Origin of the sequence: Alkalicella caledoniensis, from assembly GCF_014467015.1 — a bacterium.
GTDB classification, from domain to species: Bacteria; Bacillota; Proteinivoracia; order Proteinivoracales; family Proteinivoracaceae; genus Alkalicella; species Alkalicella caledoniensis.
In genome coordinates this window covers 2,814,674-2,833,105 of record NZ_CP058559.1, presented here as the reverse complement: position 1 = coordinate 2,833,105, position 18,432 = coordinate 2,814,674, and the positions used below count along the sequence as shown (strand labels likewise).

At 37.8% G+C, this 18,432-nt stretch carries 19 protein-coding genes and 1 riboswitch; of the genes, 4 read left to right on the top strand and 15 right to left on the bottom strand.

The features are described from left to right. Positions 1 to 16: 16 nt before the first annotated feature. Positions 17 to 128, bottom strand: a riboswitch (SAM riboswitch). Positions 129 to 355: 227 nt separating this feature from the next. Together HYG86_RS13945 and HYG86_RS13940 are read left to right on the top strand one after the other, a co-directional pair. Further along, on the top strand, positions 356 to 688 hold the full coding sequence (locus HYG86_RS13945; protein WP_213166193.1) for a PadR family transcriptional regulator: 333 nt from the start codon (positions 356 to 358) through the stop codon (positions 686 to 688). Beyond that, on the top strand, positions 688 to 1,218 hold the full coding sequence (locus HYG86_RS13940) for a DUF2812 domain-containing protein (protein ID WP_213166192.1): 531 nt from the start codon (positions 688 to 690) through the stop codon (positions 1,216 to 1,218). The genes HYG86_RS13945 and HYG86_RS13940 overlap by 1 nt, the downstream gene beginning before the upstream one ends. Before the next feature lie 346 nt (positions 1,219 to 1,564). Here the strand turns inward: HYG86_RS13940 and abc-f are convergent, their stop codons facing one another. Then, positions 1,565 to 3,439: a ribosomal protection-like ABC-F family protein gene (gene abc-f, locus HYG86_RS13935; protein WP_213166191.1), complete on the bottom strand. Its 1,875-nt coding sequence runs from the start codon at positions 3,437 to 3,439 to the stop codon at positions 1,565 to 1,567. Positions 3,440 to 4,320: 881 nt separating this feature from the next. Next, positions 4,321 to 5,547: an MFS transporter gene (locus HYG86_RS13930; RefSeq protein ID WP_213166190.1), complete on the bottom strand. Its 1,227-nt coding sequence runs from the start codon at positions 5,545 to 5,547 to the stop codon at positions 4,321 to 4,323. A gap of 295 nt (positions 5,548 to 5,842) precedes the next feature. Here HYG86_RS13930 and HYG86_RS13925 point away from each other — a divergent pair, with 295 nt between their 5' ends. After that, entirely contained in the window at positions 5,843 to 6,355 is a 513-nt protein-coding gene (locus HYG86_RS13925) for a DUF3231 family protein (RefSeq protein ID WP_213166189.1), read from the top strand. Positions 6,356 to 6,451: 96 nt separating this feature from the next. Here HYG86_RS13925 and HYG86_RS13920 read toward each other — a convergent pair whose 3' ends face one another. The 9 genes from HYG86_RS13920 to HYG86_RS13880 form a co-directional block, all read right to left on the bottom strand. Continuing rightward, on the bottom strand, positions 6,452 to 6,970 hold the full coding sequence (locus HYG86_RS13920) for a nitroreductase family protein (RefSeq protein WP_213166188.1): 519 nt from the start codon (positions 6,968 to 6,970) through the stop codon (positions 6,452 to 6,454). Between the two features lie 93 nt (positions 6,971 to 7,063). Continuing rightward, positions 7,064 to 7,531: an RDD family protein gene (locus tag HYG86_RS13915; protein ID WP_213166187.1), complete on the bottom strand. Its 468-nt coding sequence runs from the start codon at positions 7,529 to 7,531 to the stop codon at positions 7,064 to 7,066. A gap of 63 nt (positions 7,532 to 7,594) precedes the next feature. Continuing rightward, positions 7,595 to 7,735 (bottom strand): hypothetical protein, encoded by a 141-nt coding sequence (locus HYG86_RS13910; protein ID WP_213169374.1) that lies wholly within the window; start codon positions 7,733 to 7,735, stop codon positions 7,595 to 7,597. A gap of 222 nt (positions 7,736 to 7,957) precedes the next feature. Continuing rightward, positions 7,958 to 8,152: a hypothetical protein gene (locus HYG86_RS13905; RefSeq protein WP_213166186.1), complete on the bottom strand. Its 195-nt coding sequence runs from the start codon at positions 8,150 to 8,152 to the stop codon at positions 7,958 to 7,960. A 218-nt stretch (positions 8,153 to 8,370) separates the two neighbouring features. Then, positions 8,371 to 9,723 (bottom strand): short-chain fatty acid transporter, encoded by a 1,353-nt coding sequence (locus HYG86_RS13900; RefSeq protein WP_213166185.1) that lies wholly within the window; start codon positions 9,721 to 9,723, stop codon positions 8,371 to 8,373. 57 nt (positions 9,724 to 9,780) lie between these two features. Beyond that, positions 9,781 to 10,440, bottom strand: coding sequence for a 3-oxoacid CoA-transferase subunit B (locus HYG86_RS13895; RefSeq protein WP_213166184.1), 660 nt, complete (start codon positions 10,438 to 10,440; stop codon positions 9,781 to 9,783). After that, positions 10,440 to 11,093 carry a CoA transferase subunit A gene (locus tag HYG86_RS13890; protein ID WP_213166183.1) on the bottom strand — a complete coding sequence of 218 codons (654 nt, stop codon included), beginning with the start codon at positions 11,091 to 11,093 and terminating at the stop codon, positions 10,440 to 10,442. Before HYG86_RS13890 ends, HYG86_RS13895 begins: the two co-directional genes overlap by 1 nt. A 15-nt stretch (positions 11,094 to 11,108) precedes the next feature. Beyond that, positions 11,109 to 12,290, bottom strand: coding sequence for an acetyl-CoA C-acetyltransferase (locus HYG86_RS13885; RefSeq protein WP_213166182.1), 1,182 nt, complete (start codon positions 12,288 to 12,290; stop codon positions 11,109 to 11,111). A 489-nt stretch (positions 12,291 to 12,779) separates the two neighbouring features. Continuing rightward, positions 12,780 to 13,583, bottom strand: a complete 804-nt coding sequence (locus HYG86_RS13880; protein ID WP_213166181.1) for a GNAT family N-acetyltransferase — start codon at positions 13,581 to 13,583, stop codon at positions 12,780 to 12,782. Between the two features lie 975 nt (positions 13,584 to 14,558). Between HYG86_RS13880 and HYG86_RS13875 the strand changes: the two genes are divergently transcribed. Further along, on the top strand, positions 14,559 to 14,804 hold the full coding sequence (locus HYG86_RS13875) for a hypothetical protein (RefSeq protein ID WP_213166180.1): 246 nt from the start codon (positions 14,559 to 14,561) through the stop codon (positions 14,802 to 14,804). Positions 14,805 to 14,897: 93 nt separating this feature from the next. On the opposite strand, the gene HYG86_RS13870 is transcribed toward HYG86_RS13875, so the two are convergent. The 4 genes from HYG86_RS13870 to HYG86_RS13855 form a co-directional block, all read right to left on the bottom strand. After that, positions 14,898 to 15,371, bottom strand: coding sequence for an REP-associated tyrosine transposase (locus HYG86_RS13870; RefSeq protein ID WP_213166179.1), 474 nt, complete (start codon positions 15,369 to 15,371; stop codon positions 14,898 to 14,900). A 331-nt stretch (positions 15,372 to 15,702) separates the two neighbouring features. Continuing rightward, entirely contained in the window at positions 15,703 to 17,112 is a 1,410-nt protein-coding gene (locus HYG86_RS13865; RefSeq protein WP_213166178.1) for a sigma-54 interaction domain-containing protein, read from the bottom strand. Between the two features lie 196 nt (positions 17,113 to 17,308). Then, complete coding sequence (locus tag HYG86_RS13860; protein WP_213166177.1) at positions 17,309 to 17,527, bottom strand: DUF3006 domain-containing protein; 219 nt, start codon at positions 17,525 to 17,527, stop codon at positions 17,309 to 17,311. Between the two features lie 10 nt (positions 17,528 to 17,537). Further along, entirely contained in the window at positions 17,538 to 18,404 is an 867-nt protein-coding gene (locus HYG86_RS13855) for a ComEC/Rec2 family competence protein (protein WP_213166176.1), read from the bottom strand. Positions 18,405 to 18,432: the final 28 nt, after the last annotated feature.

The window sequence follows — 18,432 nt, the reverse complement described above, 5'->3', positions numbered from 1 at the left end:
GAAATCATAAAGGCTCTCCTTATCTTTCAAGCTTATGCTTGCAGGAATTAGCACATTTCTTTTTGAGTTGCCTCAAAAGCTGTTGCCGGGTTTCATAGGGCCAGTCCCTCCACCACTCTGGATAAGTTTGTTATTTAATTTTGATTTATTGATATTTTAGCATGCTAAAGTATATTTGTAAATAGGAGCTAAAAAAATATTTTAGCAGTGGGAATTTTAGAGTTAAGAAGCTTTTAATAATTAATATGATTTAAAGATTTGAGGTGTTGACTTTTCCATTATTTGCATATAATATATAGATAAACAATATATCGTTTATCGATATATCAATTACCGTTATATTGGAGGTCGTTATATGAATGATAAAATGCTAAAAAAGTATCTTCCTCTTTCCGAAGCAACTTTTTATACTCTGTTGTCTCTTACTAAACCTATGCATGGTTATGCTATCATGCAGTTTGTTGAAAATTTAAGTGGTGGTGCTGTTAAGCTAGGTGCTGGTACTCTGTATGGGATTTTAGGTAAGTTGGAAAAAGAGGAAATTATTGAAATATATGCTGAAGTTGACCGTAAAAAATCTTATATTTTAACTGAAAATGGAAGATATTTATTGGAAAAAGAGTTGGCGAGGTTAAATAGATTGGTTTCTAATGCTAATAGTGTACTGGCAAAGGGGGTTGGTTTTTAATGAAAACAAAAAAAATTTTTAAGCCCTTTATGGTTTGGGAGGAAGAAAAAGAGGAGCACTGGTTAACTTCTCAATCAAAGTTAGGGTGGCATTTAGTAAGTGTTGTGGCAGGGTTTGTGTATATCTTCCAAAAGGGTGAACCTAAGGATTTGGTGTATCGCTTAGATCACAACACTAAAAAGGGGTATGAACTGAACGAGTATGTGAGTTTTATCGAAGAATCTGGCTGGGAGTATATCTGTGAAATTTTTAATGGCTGGAAGTATTTTAAGAAAGAAGCCATCCAAGGGGAAGTTTTAGATCTTTATACCGATGAAGAATCCAGAGTTTTTAAGTATAAAAGTCTTTACGGTATAATCTTCGTTATTTTCATGGTGAATTTCTTTCAAGCTGTTTTGAGTATAATTCACATGGTACGTTTTAGATCGACTCATTACTTTATAATAGGTGCTCTAACTACATTAGCCACGGTCATACTAGGTTATGCACTTCTTTACTTGGATAAGAAATCTAAGGCACAAAGATTCTAAAGGAACAGATATGTAAAAAGGAATCGAAAAATGCGATTCCTCAGACTGATGACAAAGTCATTTTTTTAGGAATGTCGCATATTAAACGCTGTACAAAATTCTCCGTCGAGACTTAAGGCTTCTATCTAAACTCCAGAAGGGTACCGCTCCAATTCACCGTCCATGGTTCAGTGGAGCTCTCGAAACGTCCTGTTTCTCGCCCCTTCTTCCGTTTAGATATACAGCTCTTAAGTCTATCTCCTCGAATTAATTGTACTGCTTTTTAATATACACATCTAGGGTCAATGACTTTGTCTTAGATTTGTCTACAAAAAGGGAATCACAAAACGTGATTCCCTTTTTTATATTACTGTAATTGTTCCCATCTTGCATATTGTTGGTTGAGTTTGTCTGTTAGTTCTTGGTAATTTAGATATTCCTTATAGTCAGTGTGGGTATCAAAGGATTTTTCTAACTCTTTTATTACTTCTTCCAAGCTGTTTATCTCAGCTTCAATTTCCTTTGTTTTTTCATTGTCTTTTGCATTATTTCCATCTAGGTTCTTAGGTAATATGGGCATTTTAGACTTTTCTTTGAGCTCTTGTTTGTTTGCTTCTTGAAGTTTAGCTTTTGAGTTCCGATGTTTATCATAATTGCCCATGTATGAGTTTATTTTGCTGTTTTCTATTTCCATAATTCTAGTGATACATCTATTTAAGAAGTATCTATCATGGGAGATGGCTATTACTGTTCCTTTGAATTCTATAATAGCTTTCTCAAGTACATCTCTAGCTGCCATATCCAGATGGTTTGTTGGCTCATCCATGATAAGACAGTATGGCTCATCTAACATAAGTGTTGCAAGGTAGACACGAACCCTCTCTCCTCCACTTAGCACATCAATGCTCTTGTGCACTTCGTCTCCAAAGAACTGATAGCGAGAAAGGTACCTTTTTGCTTCTTTTTCTAACATTTCTTTCTTATATTGTACCTCTTGTATAATGGATCTTGTTTCATCTTCAAAGGTTATTTCTTGACCGAGGTATCCAAATTTTACCCAGTTACCAAGTATGGCTTCACCTTGAAAGTCTTTGTCCTTGCCTAGTAGTATATTGATTAGGGTTGTTTTTCCACAACCATTTGGCCCTATGATTCCTATCTTTTCTCCACCGTTAATTTGGAAGCTTACTTTGGAGAATATGTTTACATTGTCAAATGATTTATCAAGATCATTGGCCCAAGCTATGTTTTTACTTATGTGGCCTGCTTTTTTGAAGTGCAACATAGGCATGGTTTTATTGATTAAGTGCTCTTCCTTTTCGATACTTTGTTGCTGTTTCAATTCTACCTTTAATCTATCTACTACCTTTTCTCTACTTCTAGCAGCCTTTATTTTACGCATACTCATAAATTTTTGCACTAATTCTTCTGTTTGTTGCATTTCTCTTATTAATCTTTTCTGCTCCTTTAATATAAATTCCTTTCGGATACGTTTTTGTTCTAGATAGGTGGAGTAGTTTCCGCTTTTTTCTGTGGTTATGCCTCCATGGAGCTCCGCAACCCTTGTGGCAACTTGGTCTAAGAAATAGCGATCATGGGATACTATCAATACTCCTCCACTGAATTTCTTTAGGAAATTCTCTAGCCATTCTACTGCTTTAATGTCTAAATGGTTAGTTGGTTCATCTAGTATAAGCAACTCTGGTTCTTCTAGTAATATTCTAGCTAGAGCAACTCGCATTTTTTCTCCCCCACTTAGTTTGCTTATGGGGATAGTTAGGGCCTCTTCCCTTAACCCTAGTCCTAACAATATGGTCTTAATCTTCACTTCGATGTTGTATCCGTCTATTGCTTCATATTCACGGGTGAGATTTGAATACTTTCTCATGACTTCATCTAATTGATCATCCTTAGCCTCGGACATTGATTCTTCTAATTTTCGCAGCCTTCTTTCCATAATAGCTACTTTTTCATAATTTAATGCGGTTTCAAAGGGTTTATCTGGTATGGTTTCATTTAATTTTTGTGTAAGGTAACCCACCTTTATCCCTTTCCCTATGATTACTTTACCTTTCTCTGCAGACTCTTCACCCATTGCTATTCTCAGAAGAGTTGTTTTTCCTGTGCCGTTATCTCCAACTAGGGCAATTCTTTCACCCCTATGGACAGTAAGGTTAACTCCCTTTAGTAATTCCCTGGAACCGTATTCTTTTTGTATATTTTCTAAGGTTAATAAACTCATATTTTTTCCTCCTTATTTTTACATATAATTCTTAAAACCTTGGGACACCATTGACACCAAATAAAACCTCACCATTTTTCACCAAAAGTTCATAGAGATAAAATCTTTTACAAAATCCTAGACCCTTTACCACTACCTTGCACTAAAATGCACACACTATTAATAGCAAACTTAAGAAAAATAATTAGCCATTAACCATTAGAAAGTTCTCTTTATCTTTTGTATCCGGGGATAATCATATTTTTCTGTGTTATCCGTGTTAGGTTATGAGTTTTGTGTTTTTGGTAAGGTTGGCGAAAGTCTTGTGGTGTCGTTGATGTCGATGTTTTTGTTTTTTTGATTCTGGGTAACAAAAAAGACCACAAGCAATCAGGCTGTGGCCTTAGTTAAAAGGGTTGGAAAGAGTATGAGTATCCCCTTATATCTAAAAAAGCCACGACCATGGGTTTATTTTGGTCGCAGCTTAAACATACCTTACTTTTAGTAAGGTATGATGATTTACAAATTAGCTAACATTGTGGTGCAAAAAGGTAATAAGAAATAAACCCTATTTGTAAAAATACAAAGGGACAACTATATATAATATAGTCCTATTTATATTCCCACTTCTTTTTGGCACCGGCTACTGGCTAATTTAGCTCCGAACAAAGCATCACCGATTTTTATGCTCTTTGGTCTAATGTGCGGAGCAAATGCCGTGGCTAAGTGCCAATGTTTTCATTAACTGTGTTTTCATAACAGTCATCTCCTTACATTGGCTTTTATTGCATTTACAATTATATTTTACGATATTTTCAGGCAATTATTCAAGGTGTAAAAGATTAACAGTTTGTTAACTTTTTAACATGTTAGAATTTCGCAATATAAAACCCTCAAGATTGTTAGATCTTGAGGGTTTTTGCTGCTACTTTTTTACTTGTTATTAGTTGTTTTCCTTCTTTCCATGTTTTTAGGAAATAGATTGTGTAGCAGCCTTGGATTAGGGTCATGGCTTTGAATCCGCCGAAGATATCAAGTTTGTTTGCCACGAAACCGAAAACTAGGCTCACTGCAATTGTTAAACCTTGTAGGATGAATGCTTGCATGGAGCTTATAGTTGCTCTGTATTCATCTTCTATTTTTTTATGGATATATCCCTGCGCTATAGGTGATATGATCTCCATAATAAATATAGCCATTATCAAATATATAATACCTAGCCAATTTGTTGAGAGGCTAAACAGATATATGGCAATTGAAGATGTAATTAGTATTGTGTTAAAAATAGTTCTATGGGAGTATTTTATAGTCAGTATACCACTTAGCATCCCTGCTAATCCACCTGTAAGTGTTATTGTAAAAGTAATAAACCCAAACATATACACAGGGATCCCTAAAGAAGGGTAAGCAGCAGATGGCATCTCATGGAGTTGTCCATAAAGGATTGCCCCTGTTAGTCCGCTATATAATATTACCTGACCTATACCAGGATGCTTTTTAATTATATCTACAGATTTAGATACATGTTCAAACATCTTAAACTTCATTTTACTTGCCCTTTGTACTGCAGGCTCATAGATCGTCAGGGAAAGTAATATGGATATAGGTGTCCCTATAAGTGAGAGCCAGTAATTTATGGTCAAGCCATATTTATGGGCTAAGAAGCCCCCGGCAATACTTGCTGTTCCAGTTACACTGTATCTCAGTAGTTTGATCATACCCATATACTTTTCAAAAGAGTCTTTTTTGTTTGTTTTATCTAGTGATTCATATATAAGAGAGTCTATGCTGCCAGATTTTAAAGAACCACCAACTGCTGCCAAGGAAAATGCCAAGGCAAAAGTCCCAAATCTATATGCAAATATACATACAAAGAACTCAAAAGCTCTGAAAAACAGCCCCAGTGCCAAGACATATTTCTTTTTCCATTTGTCGGCTAGTACCCCACAAGGCACCTCTAATATAAGTGAAACTAAAGCGTAAATTATGATGATATACTGGATCTGCAGTAACGAGAGTCCTCTCTCTAAAGCGAATACTCTTTCCACTACATAGGCAAATATCATTGAATTAAAAAAGCTAATGATAAATATTTTGATAATATTGTTTTTGAATTTTGTCTGTTCCATTTTTGTCATCCTCCTAAATTTAGTCAGCCACGTTACTTTATTTCCTGTCTAGGAGGAGGTCGGGAACTAAGACTCATCAATTTATAGGGTTAACAGCTACCTTTGTTTTTGTACATTTTATTTGCTCCTTTCGGAATATTTTCTTCTTTAGGTTTATTTTACCATTTTATTTAACATTTTCAATGATTCTTTTCATCAAATATATTGATGATTTGGTTTAATTTATACAACATAGAAATTCTTTGATTATGTAAAACTAAATATGAAAAACAAATTATCCAAAAGGAGTGTTGTAATGGGAATTCTTAATGGAAATCCGAAAAAAGAACCAATGCATTATGGTGAGGTTTATAAGGTTTGGGGATATTTAGCCGTGTCAAATGGTTTGTTAGGTGGTTATCAGGTTTGGTTAAATCATGTGGGCGATGATGATTTAAAAAGATTTATTGAAGATGGCATTAAGAATGTGATAAAGCCTGAGATTCAACAACTTGAAGAGCTTCTAAAGGTCAATGGCGTTGAGCTCCCTCCTTCTGCTGCTGATCGCCCTCAAGCTGATTTAGAGCAGATCCCTGCCGGTGCTAGGGTATCAGATCCAGAAATAGCAGTTTCTTTAAGTGCTGATATTGCTGCGGGTTTAGTTACTTGTAGTACAGTCATTGGACAGTGTATTAGGGAAGATATAGCTATGATGTTTACAAAGTTCCATGCTAGTAAGATTGAGTACGGGGCTAGATTATTGAGAATGAAGAAGGATAAAGGGTGGGTTGTGCCACCGCCATTGCATAAGGATACTGCTGTGGAGTAGGGTGACTTAAAGGGAAGTGTTTTTATATGTTGTGAATGTCAGGATGGTACAAGACCATCCCCTACAAAAACAAAGACCCTGCTCATGCAGGGTCTTTTAGTTATAAGTCTCTTGTTTTACTTTTTCGTACGGTAATTTATCTAATTCATAGGGTTGTTTTTGTTCGTCTGGGTAGCCTAGGGAGATTATTGCTTCTACTTTTAGGTGTTCAGGGATGTTTAGTAGGTTTTGTATGTAGCTTTCTGCTGTTGTTTCTTGGTTTTGACGGTTGCGGATTTGGATCCAGCAGGAACCTAGGTTCATTTGTTCTGCTGTTAGCTGGATTATTATTGAAGCAATGGATGTGTCTTCTACCCATACGTCGCTTTTTGATGAGTCACCTAATACTACAAAGGCTAATGGTGCGTCTTTCAAAAAAGATGCTCCATGGGTTTTTGCTTCGGAGAGCTTTTGTAGGGTTTGAGGTTCTTGGACTATGATGAACTCCCAAGGACGAATACTCCTTGATGATGGGGATAAAAGGGCTGCTTGAACTAGTACATCAATTTTTTCTTGCTCTATTTTTTGGGTTTTATATTTCCTGATACTTCTTCTTTTAATTAGTGTGTTTAACATTTCAATACCTCCCATATTGTTTTATTTTATTATATATTATTTAACTCTTATTTGACAAAAAAATAACAGCGTGCTTACTGCACGCTATTATTTTTACCCTTTTACAACAAGTGTTTTAGTTAAAGTGTCATGCAAAGTTTGTTTCTTTTTAGTAAACAAAGCCATGAGAAATCCTATACCCAATGCAAATGATGATAAAAGCATAATTACATATCTAAAGTTAGCTTTATTAAAATCGATTTTTTCTCCATCTAAATCTGTTACCTTCAGTCCCATAATACCTTTACCAATAGTACCTTGATATTTGGAACATTCTAGCACTGTTCTGTAAAAATATATCATTACTACGTTTAGGTAATAGTTATATCCTATAAAGCTTGATATTAGTTCAATAAACAGGGTTATTACCACTAAGTCGATTATAAATGCTGCTACCCTGAGCCAAAAGCCAGCGTATTTAGGTAATGCAATTACTTTGTTGTCTTTACACCACTTACATCCCTCTACTATCATGGATCCACAGGTACCACAGGCCCTTAATTTTTGCGCAGCTTCTGACATTTTCATTCACCCCTTATTTCTACATATTGTATCTCAAATAAATTAAATTATTAAAAACCGCACTTAGTCTCTAACTAATGCCATTAAATATATCCTGTCTGCCCTTTGGTTGTTGATTTTATCCTCTAGTTCCTTTATCATGTCTAATTCCTTTTGTTGTAGATGTGCTAAGGGGATTTGATCCAGTTTGTTTTCTTTTTCCAAGGAATTCACCTCCTAATTTTTGTTTGATTCAATAATCTTTCTTCTTTGTTAATAATTAGTTTTTGTAAATTTAACTATTTTAATTCAAAGTAATAATAGTCATTTCACAGGAAATGTAACAATTAAAAAAGTATAGTTATGATTAGTCATATAAAAAGGGACAGACCCTTAAGGTCTATCCCTTTGCTATATAAAAATGCTGTTTAAACTATTTTAGATTATTTAGACTAATAAATCTAAGATGTCACATATAACCTCGCTGGGTTTGTTACCTTTAAAAAGACCTATAACTAAAAACGCTACACCAAGGCATACTGACAGAAAACCTAGTATACCGTCAATATTGAATATAATTGGTAAGGCAATGTATACAACTCCTAATAGTATAAAGATTATATTTAGCATTCTAATTTTCATTAACCCTCGCCCCCGTAAATTTTAGCTAATTAACTTAATAACATATATAGTACTATTTAGGTAAATTATAACATTTTCTTCTAAATAGTACTATGAAGTCAATTAAAAAAAGTAAGTAAAAGCACACAGTACTGCTTTTAAAAACAGCTAGACTACATAGGTTTCTATATAGTCTAGCTGTTTTTTTAGTATATACCTTATTTTGATACTCTTATTTTTTACAAAATTAGTAAGAATAAACTTACTACGATACCTACATAGATAAGATTTACCAGACAATAGCCCATTATATCTTTGGCTCCTAGTCCTGCGATTCCTAGGGCTGGTAGTGCCCAGAAAGGTTGTATCATGTTTGTCCAGCCATCACCCCATGCTATTGCCATGGCTGTTTTAGCTGCGTCTACACCTAACTCAGCACCTGCTGGCATCATAATAGGTGCTTGTACTGCCCATTGCCCACCACCTGATGGTACGAAGAAGTTTACTATACCAGCGCTGATGAAGCTGAAGAATGGGAATGTTGTTGTGTTGGAGATGTTTACAAAGAAGTTGGACATTTGTGCTGCTAAAGAAACCCCCTCTACGTTGGCTCCTGTCATCATACCCATGATACCTGCGTAAAATGGGAACTGAATAATTATTCCCCCTGTACCTTTTGCAGCTATAGTGACAGCGTTTAAGAATCTTCTTGGTGTACCATGTAAAAGTACTCCTACAAATAGGAATATAAAGTTAACTACATTTAAGTTTAAGTCAAAGCCTTTATCTATAAAATGTTTTACTATAAAGGTTAGTCCCATAAGTCCGATAGCAATAGATAATACAGGGCTATTTTCCATTTTTTCTGCAGGGGTCATATCTGCTTTTGCTGCAGCTACTTCGATTTCTTCGTCATCAAAGATTTTTGGATCAACAGAGACTACGTCTTCTGCTTTTGGATGCATAGCTTTATTAAGTAATGGAATAGTGGCGATAAGTACCAAAACTGGAACAACAGTAAATAATGCAAAAATGGTTTCGCTAGTTGGTATTGCAGCATTAACAGCTCCCCTTGTCATTCCAGCTAGGTCAGCTGTTGTTGTAGCCAATGTTAGGGGGATTGAACCAGAAAAACCTGCATGCCAAATAACAAAGCCTGAGTACCCTGATGCGATAAGTAAGCGATAATCAACACCTTTTACTTTTTTAGCTAACTCTTTGGCATATAGGGCACCGATTACAAGTCCAAAACCCCAGTTAATCCAAGAGGCTATAAGTGCAACTAATGTTACTGCAAAAATTGCAGCTCCAGGGGTTTTAGGAATACCAGCTAAGTTTCTTAAGCCTTTTTTTATGATAGGTGCTTGAGCAAGTGTATGGCCTGTTACTAAAACTAGGGCCATCTGCATGGAAAATGCTAAAAGGCTCCAAAAGCCGCCACTCCAGTGTCCAATCATATCCAAGGGAGTTTGACCAGTTGAAAAAATCCCCATGGCAAAAACTAAGATGGTAAGAATAACTGCAAATAAGAAGGGGTCAGGTAGATACTTACCTACTAGGTTTACACAACCGTTTGTAAACTTTCTAAACATGAAATATATTCCTCCTTGAGTTTATTTTATTTAGGGGCTGAGGTCAGCCCCTAAAATTTAAACGTCCATTATATTGATACTTTCGGGAATAATTAGTTCAACTTCAGTTGCTGCTATTACTTCTTCCACTGTGGTTTCTGGTCCTAGTTCTTTTAGTAGTAGGCCTTTTTCTGTTACTTCTATAACGGCCATCTCAGTTATTATTAGGTTTACTTGATTAGCTGCAGTAAGTGGCAGAGAACATTCCTTTAATATTTTGTGATTACCTTTAGCTGTATGTTCCATGGCCACAATAACTTTTTTTGCTCCAACTACCAAGTCCATGGCCCCACCCATACCCGGAACCATTTTCCCTGGTATCATCCAGTTGGCCAAGTTGCCTTTTTCGTCAACTTGAAGGGCACCTAGTACTGTAACATCCACATGCCCACCCCTTATGATTGTAAAGGATGTGGCACTATCAAAGAACGCGCCTCCTTGTTTAATTGATACTGGTTGACCTCCAGCGTTAGTTAGATCCATATCTATGTCATCTGAGTCAGGAGCTGGTCCTAGTCCTAAAAAACCATTTTCAGATTGTAGGATTATATCGATTTCATCTGGAACATAGTTAGCTACAAGTGTTGGTAAGCCGATACCTAAGTTTACAACATCTCCATCTTGTAGTTCTTGGGATACCCTTTTGGCGATTACTTCTCTGATTCTTCCTTTATCCATTAGTTGCCACCTCCTACAATGTAGTCAACAAAAATTCCTGGTGTCATAACATGGTTAGGGTCTATTTCTCCCACTTCAACTATTTCCTTTGCTTCCACTATAACTAAGTCTGCAGCAGTTGCCATGATAGGGTTAAAGTTTCTTGTGGATTTTTCGTAGTAGACATTTCCTTTTTTATCTACTTTAGCTCCTGCTAGTAGTGCTATATCTGCTTTTAGAGGTAACTCTAATAGATACTGGGTGCCTCCTACTGTTATTTTTTCTTTTCCTTCTTCCACAACTGTGCCTATCCCAGTTGGTGTTAAAAATCCACCAAGTCCAGCACCTGCACAGCGTATTCTTTCAACTAGGGTTCCTTGTGGAACTAAATCTACTTCTGTTTCTTTTGCGTTCATTTGTCTACCTGTCTCTGGGTTTGTTCCTATATGAGAAGTAATAACTTTGCTTATCTGTTTTGTGGCTATGAGTTTTCCTAAACCGTATTGCGTAGTTGCAGTATCATTTGCAATAACAGTTAGGTTTTTAGTTCCTTTTTCCACTAATTTATCTATAATGCTGTGTGGTGAACCACAGCCCATGAATCCACCTATCATTACTGATGAGCCTTCTTTAATTAGTTGTACCGCTTCTTCTATGGATATGATTTTAGCCATTTAATACCACCTCCGTTATTTTCGTTCTACTATCATGGCGACACCTTGACCGCCACCGATACATAATGTAGCTAACCCTGTTTTACTATCTCTTTTTTCCATCTCATAAATAAGTGTTGTTAGAACTCTTGCTCCAGATGCTCCTATGGGATGTCCTAGGGCTATTGCTCCACCATTTACATTTACTTTATCGGGATTTAGTTTTAAATCTTTCACAACGGCAAGGGATTGTGCAGCAAAAGCCTCGTTTGCTTCCACAAGGTCAATGTCCTCCACAGTCAATCCTGCCTTTGCAAGGGCTTTTCTACTTGCAGGAACTGGTCCGTAACCCATGATTTTAGGGTCTAGGGCAGCAGAAGCGTATGATTTTATAGTAACTAAAGGTTCTAACCCCAGTTCATCTGCTTTTTCTTTGGACATAACCACAAGAGCTGCAGCTCCATCGTTTATGCCTGATGCGTTAGCTGCTGTTACTGTTCCATCTTTCTTAAAGGCTGGTCTAAGTTTTGCAAGTTTTTCCATGGTGAGACCGTGTTTTGGATATTCGTCAGTGTCAACTACCACTGGATCACCTTTTCTTTGAGGAATAATAACTGGTGCTATTTCATCTTTAAATTTTCCTGCCTTTTGTGCCCCTTCAGCTTTTAGTTGGCTATTTAAAGCAAACTGGTCTTGTTCTTCTCTGGTTAGGTTCCATTTTTCTGCAATATTTTCTGCAGTTATACCCATATGGATGTTGTTAAATATATCCATTAGACCGTCTTGAATCATGCTATCGACTATTTCGCCGTTGCCCATCTTTTGTCCCCATCTTGCCTTAGGCATTAGGTATGGAGCGTTACTCATGCTTTCTATTCCACCTGCTAATACAACATCTGCATCACCTAGCATTATAAACTGTGCTGCCATACTTACAGCCCTTAAGCCCGATCCACAAAGTTTATTTAGGGTCAATGATGGTACCGTATCAGGGATATCACACCCAATGGCCACTTGTCTTGCTGGGTTTTGTCCAAGTCCTGCGGACAAGATGTTACCCATTATCACTTCATCTACCATATCAGGTGTTATACCTGCTCTTTTTATTGCTTCTTTACCTGCTACTACACCTAGATCTATGGCCGAAACACTTGAAAGAGCTCCTCCAAAATTACCGATGGGTGTTCTAGCAGCTCCCACAATAACAACTTCTCTCATCTTTTCTTACCCCCTATTAATTCATTTGTGATAGATATTGCAAGTACTGTGCCAAGGGTTATGGTAATTAGATTTTTTTCTAGCTAAGTTCGTTGAGGCCAGTGGTATTAGTCTCTTCCTCTTTGTTGTAGTGTAGTAGTGCATAAAATTAACTTGAGATGATAATGGTTTATTTTCATGAGTGTAGCATTTTTTCTACATTCATGTTCAGTTATTTAATTTTCTGATAAATCAAGCACTGCTATATAGGCACAAAAAAGAGTGTAGAAAAAAATCTACACTCTTTTTTGTGCTGTAGCCATATGGCTACAGTGTTTGATTGCGAGGGTCGCACAAGGCTAAAGCATTGGCTACAACGGCTGGGGAGTGGGAGTTTTCTGCCACGGAAATGTACTGTTGTATCCCATGGTTCTCCGCACTATCTCTATTCCTTGCTGTTAACTTAGCCTTTTTAAATACATCTTCACTGTACTCTAATAAGGTTCTAATCTAATGCTTTTTTACTTCATAGTTGACTACTTTGCCACACTCTGTGTAACCAATATCTTTATAAACCTTATTTGATGTTTGATTGCTTAGATCAGTAAACAGTATCGGGGTGAGTCCCTCTTCTAGAATCAACTTACTTAAATCTGCAACCAGCTTACTGGCATATCCTTTTTTTCTATGAGTTGGCGGAGTATAGACATTGTTAATTCTTCCATGCCTTGGAGATCGATGTGCAATGTTGGCCATGGAAACAATCTCATCATCTACTTTAAGTGTGTATAGATTGCCAGACTGTATTAGTCTCTTTCCACTTTCCATTTGACTTTCCTTAGAAACATTTTTACCAAATCCATCGTATATAAATCCTACACAAAATTCTGCTATAGTTTCCAAATTATCCATTGTAGGCAGAGTTAGTTCTCCTTGTGTGTGTTTAGGATTTACAACCCCTTTACACTGATATGATTCCATTTCCATTTCTATCCTGTGCTGACATTTATATTTTTCAAAAAATAAACTCATAAATTCTGGTGTACTTACAATTTTGAAACTCTCTTGTTTCTGAAAAACCTCATGAACCTTTTTGATAACTTTCTGTATATTTATTTTAGCCTTTGGGTTTACCCAAACCCACATTGGAAACTTTATATTTGATTGGGCTATTATTAAGCTATTGTCTTCTGAGCGTAGCAGAAATGCTCCTTCGTCATCTGCTATCCTATGAATTAGATTGAATTGAACCTCATAGTCAATAAATGGCTTTTCATTAAGTACCTTTCCTTCCTTTGTAAATGGTAACAACATGATTACTCCTCCTAAATTTTAATCTTAAAATGAATTTAATGCCGCCGATATCACTAATGTCGCTAATCATGTTCACCACCACCTTTTTTATCTTATATTATACATACAGTTGTATTCGCCATATGATTAAGTTTCCCTTTTCTCAAGTTACTTGTTAATGATTTGTTAATATATTGCATGAATTTGAAGAGGTGTAATATTTATACTTAAAACCGCTGTTACTTGTGGTACGGTTAACCGTGGGTTGAACTGCTTGGGTGGCTTGTGGGTCGCACAAGGCTGAAGCCTTGGCTACAATGGGGCTGGGGAGCGGGAGTTTTCTGTCCACCGAAATGTGCTGTTGTAGCCCATGGTTTACCATGGGTGGACCTGCTTGGGACGCTTATGTGGGTCGCACAAGGCTAAAGCCTTGGCTACATGTGGCTGGGGTGTGGGAGTTTTCTGTCCACCGAAATGTGCTGTTGTAGCCCATGGTTTACCATGGGTGGACCTGCTTGGGACGCTTATGCGGGTCGCACAAGGCTAAAGCCTTGCCTACAACGGGGCTGGGGAGCGGGAGTTTTCTGCCGCCGAAATGTGCTGTTGTAGCCCATGGTTTACCATGGGTGGACCTGCTTGGGTGCTTGCGTGGGTCGCACAAGGCTTAAGCCTTGGCTACATTGGGGCTGGGGAGCGGGAGTTTTCTGCCGCCGAAATGTGCTGTTGTAGCCCATGGTTTACCATGGGTGGACCTGTTTGGGTTGCGCAAGGGGGTCGCTCAAGGCTAAAGCATTGGCTACAATGGGGTTGGGGAGTGGGATTTTTTTGCCACCAAAAATAGCTGTTGTAGCCCATGGTTTACCGTGGGTAGACCTGCTTGGGACGCTTACGGGGGTCGCACAAGGCTGAAGCATTGGCTACAATGGGCTGGAGATGGGTGGATTTTTGCCACCGAAATAGCTGTTGTAGCCCATGGTTTACCATGGGTGGACCTGTTTGGGACGCTTACGGGGGTCGCACAAGGCTAAAGCATTGGCTACAATGGACTGGAGATGGGTGGATTTTTGCCACCGAAATAGCTGTTGTAGCCCATGGCTTACCATGGGTGGGCCTGCTTGGGACGCTTACGGAGGTCGCACAAGGCTAAAGCCTTGGCTACAATGGGCTGGAGATGGGTGGATTTTTTCCACCGAAATAGCTGTTGTAGCCCATGGTTTACCGTGGGTGGACCTGCTTGGGTGACTTACGGGGGTCGCACAAGGCTGAAGCATTGGCTACAATGGGGTTGGGGAATGGGTGACACAAATTAGATCAGCGAAGTGTGGCGTTTAACTGCTATGTAAGTGGTGTTAATAATCTTTTGAAGCTTTCGTCACCTTGGTAATAATAGCTGTAGCTGGAATACTTCAAGGCTAACTTCAGTCCTTCTTCCAATGGGTTCTTGTGTATATAATCTAGAGATTGTTTGGCTGATTTCAAATTCCTTATTCCGTAATCGTAAAACCTTTTCTGCCATATTTGCTGTGTTGTATTTTTTCTTTCTTTGTATTGTTTACTAAATAATCCTTTTATCTGTCCAATTATTTCTGATAGGTTCTTCGTACCCTGGGGTTGTATCATCACATGTACATGGTCAGGCATTATTACAAATCCATATACATCGAAGTCAAGGGACTCCTTTTTTTGCAGAATCACTTCTATTAGCATATTGCATGTTTCTTCATCATTAAATATGGGGGTTCTATTATGAGTTGTGGTTGTAACAAAGTAGACTGCTCCTTCTTCATAGTATCTTTTTAATTTAGCCATGTATTTCCTCCTTTACCGCGGGGTCATTTGGGAGTCGCACAAGGCTGAAGCCTTGGCTACAATGGGCTGGAGATGGGTGAATTTTTGCCACCGAAATGAGCTGTTGTAGCCCATGGTTTACCGTGGGTCGACCTGCTTGGACGCTTACGGGGGTCGCACAAGGCTAAAGCTTTGGCTACGACGGGTTGGAGATGGGTGAATTTTTGCCACCGAAATAGCTGTTGTAGCCCATGGTTTACCGTGGGTGGACCTGCTTGGGTGGCTTACGAAAGTCGCACAAGGCTGAAGCCTTGGCTACAATGGGGGTGGGGAATGGGTGGGCTTGCGGGGGCTAATCTTCAATTTGCATTCCGTATTTTTCCATCTTTTTGTATAATGACGTTCTATGTATGTTTAGCTGTTGGGCTGCTAGGGTTCTGTTCCCTTGAGCTTTTGTTATGGCTTGTTTTATTGCTTCTATTTCCGTTTTTTCTACTATTTCTTTGAGGGTTTTGTTTGTAGTGGTTGTACTGGTTTTTTTATTGTTTCTGATAATATATTCTGGAAGATTTTCTGGTAAAATCACTGTTTTTGGGGCAAAATTTATAGCTCGCTCTAGTACATTCCTCAGTTCCCTTACATTACCTGGCCAGTGGTGGCTTTTAAGATTATCAATTGTTTCTTGGGCTAGAATTTTTTTGTTTACTTGAAGGTCAGACACCAGTTTTTGAGTTACGTTTTTAGAAAGTAGCTCTATGTCCTCTAAACGGTTCCTAAGGGGGGGAATATCTATCTTTATTACGTTTAGTCTATAGTATAAGTCCCTACGGAATTCTCCCCTTTGTACTTCGTTTTCAAGATTTTCGTTTGTGGAGGATATTATTCTAGCATCTAGTTTTATGGGCCTTGTTCCTCCTACACGTTCAAACTCTTTAGATTCTAATACCCTTAGTAACTTTGATTGCATTTCATAGGGCATAGAACCAATTTCGTCTAGTAAGATAGTGCCCCCTGCTGCAAGCTCAAATTTACCTATCTTTCCGCCTTTTTTTGCTCCTGTGAAAGCTCCTTCTTCATATCCAAATAGTTCTGCTTCTAGTAGTTCTTTAGGAATTGCTGCACAGTTTAATGTTACAAAGTTTCCGTATCTCCTTAAGCTTTCTTTATGTATAGCATGGGCAAAAAGTTCTTTACCTGTCCCACTTTCTCCTTGTATTAGTACCGTAGAGTTTGTTTTTGCTACCCTTTTAGCTATATTTTTCAGTTCCATCATTTTGGGGTTGCTAGTTACTATATCCTCAAATGAAAATTTAGCTTCTAATAGCTTACTTAGTTCACCTTTATACTTACTTAAAGTATCTTCAAGGGTTTGCATTTTTTTAGCTAGTGAGTGGAGTTCACTGGTGTCGCTAAATAGTATGGTACCAGCAGCTCCTATTATTTTGCCATCCTTTTTAATTGGAACTCTTGATGTGATAACATTATGACCATTTATTTCTTGCACGTCGCATATTTCCTTTTTTCCTGTTTTAACTACTATGTGAAGGCGAGTGTTTTGAATGACGTCTTGAACAGGCTTTCCTAATACATCTTTTTCGGAAATACCTAGGAACTTTTCGTAGTTCCATTTTACGATAGCGCCCTTTTCATCTACAAGTACCATGCCATAGGATGCATTATCCCAAAGTTCGTCCATCATTGCCATACTTTCTTTGAGTTTTTGTAGTTCAGTCTCTTGTGTGGAAATTGTTGTTTCAGACATGGTTACTCCCCCTAGTTGTTTATATTTAGTGTATTTGACATAGAGGAGTTCTTTTCCTGCTTGGAGCATGGACACAGACCTTTTAACAGCCAGGACTTTCGGCCCACTGTTGCCGGCAGAATAGATTCTTTCACGGTTCTTACCAGCTTTGACAAGAAAAAAACAAGCCATCCAACGACAGCTTGTTTTAATAATCTTATATTTTATTTTTCCTGTTTAGTTTTTCAAGTAGGTTACCTACCCTCTCTTCTTGGGCGGATGTCTCGTCTGGGTCCAGTTCAATGTTAAATCTTAGTATGTCCCCTTCTTTTACATTTTCTGGTAGCATTCTTTTGGGAAAGTCTATTTGCACTTCTTCTTGTTCTATTAGAAGTACTGCGTATTCTCCTTCAAAGCGATCTATTACTGCCTTCATTGTATACCTCCTACTTTTGCGTATCTATTTGATATTCGGTTCCGTCTGTTGTTATTACTATTGTACCATTTATGTCCGTTCTATAAACATCTATGTTTAATTCCCCAAGTTTTTCTAAGGTTTCCTTATGGGGATGACCATAACTGTTGCCTTCTCCAACCATAATAATTGCTATTTCCGGTGACACCTTTTGCAGGAATTCATCGCTGGTTGATGTGGAAGAACCATGGTGTCCTACTTTTAAAATTTGGCTTGAAAAATCATTATTTCTTTCTAGCATTTGAAGTTCAGATGGGTTTTCGGCGTCCCCTGTAAACATAAATGAGATGTCACCAAAGGTTATCCTCACTACAATGGATGCATCGTTTAGGTGACGTGGGGAAGGTTTTGTCGGATGTAGTATTTCCATTTTCATTCCTTCAGCTAGTTCCCTAGACATACCTGCCCTGCCCTGGGTAAATATTATTTCTTTTTGATCTATAAGGGTTAGGTAGTCTTCAAAGGTTTTTGTTGTATGGATAACTCCTGGGTCTATGACTTCATCTACGGTTAGTCTATTTAACACTTCAATTAATCCACCTATATGGTCCGCATGGGGATGTGTTGATATGACTATGTCTATATGTTCAACTCCATTGTTATTTAGGTAGCCTACCACAGTGTCGCCATATCTCCTATCACCACCGTCTATGAGGATAGTTTTTTCACTGTGCTGGATTAGAATGGAGTCACCTTGACCAACATCTATAAAGTGTACTTTGAGGTCCGTAGTTGGCATCTTACTATCTTCAGAGTCAAGTATGATGTCACAACTTACAAGAATAAAAGATAATGCAAGAATTAAAACAAGTGATAGTATTTTTTTATTGTATTTCATTTTTTGCCTCCTTGATGTGGGCCGTTGA

Bases quoted from the DNA above. Each gene is read 5' to 3' on its own strand.
- HYG86_RS13945 (WP_213166193.1), top strand. From the start codon at position 356: ATGAATGATAAAATGCTAAAAAAGTATCTTCCTCTTTCCGAAGCAACT.
- HYG86_RS13940 (WP_213166192.1), top strand. From the start codon at position 688: ATGAAAACAAAAAAAATTTTTAAGCCCTTTATGGTTTGGGAGGAAGAA.
- abc-f (WP_213166191.1), bottom strand. From the start codon at position 3,439: ATGAGTTTATTAACCTTAGAAAATATACAAAAAGAATACGGTTCCAGG.
- HYG86_RS13930 (WP_213166190.1), bottom strand. From the start codon at position 5,547: ATGGAACAGACAAAATTCAAAAACAATATTATCAAAATATTTATCATT.
- HYG86_RS13925 (WP_213166189.1), top strand. From the start codon at position 5,843: ATGGGAATTCTTAATGGAAATCCGAAAAAAGAACCAATGCATTATGGT.
- HYG86_RS13920 (WP_213166188.1), bottom strand. From the start codon at position 6,970: ATGTTAAACACACTAATTAAAAGAAGAAGTATCAGGAAATATAAAACC.
- HYG86_RS13915 (WP_213166187.1), bottom strand. From the start codon at position 7,531: ATGTCAGAAGCTGCGCAAAAATTAAGGGCCTGTGGTACCTGTGGATCC.
- HYG86_RS13905 (WP_213166186.1), bottom strand. From the start codon at position 8,152: ATGAAAATTAGAATGCTAAATATAATCTTTATACTATTAGGAGTTGTA.
- HYG86_RS13900 (WP_213166185.1), bottom strand. From the start codon at position 9,723: ATGTTTAGAAAGTTTACAAACGGTTGTGTAAACCTAGTAGGTAAGTAT.
- HYG86_RS13895 (WP_213166184.1), bottom strand. From the start codon at position 10,440: ATGGATAAAGGAAGAATCAGAGAAGTAATCGCCAAAAGGGTATCCCAA.
- HYG86_RS13890 (WP_213166183.1), bottom strand. From the start codon at position 11,093: ATGGCTAAAATCATATCCATAGAAGAAGCGGTACAACTAATTAAAGAA.
- HYG86_RS13885 (WP_213166182.1), bottom strand. From the start codon at position 12,290: ATGAGAGAAGTTGTTATTGTGGGAGCTGCTAGAACACCCATCGGTAAT.
- HYG86_RS13880 (WP_213166181.1), bottom strand. From the start codon at position 13,583: ATGTTGTTACCATTTACAAAGGAAGGAAAGGTACTTAATGAAAAGCCA.
- HYG86_RS13870 (WP_213166179.1), bottom strand. From the start codon at position 15,371: ATGGCTAAATTAAAAAGATACTATGAAGAAGGAGCAGTCTACTTTGTT.
- HYG86_RS13865 (WP_213166178.1), bottom strand. From the start codon at position 17,112: ATGTCTGAAACAACAATTTCCACACAAGAGACTGAACTACAAAAACTC.
- HYG86_RS13860 (WP_213166177.1), bottom strand. From the start codon at position 17,527: ATGAAGGCAGTAATAGATCGCTTTGAAGGAGAATACGCAGTACTTCTA.
- HYG86_RS13855 (WP_213166176.1), bottom strand. From the start codon at position 18,404: ATGAAATACAATAAAAAAATACTATCACTTGTTTTAATTCTTGCATTA.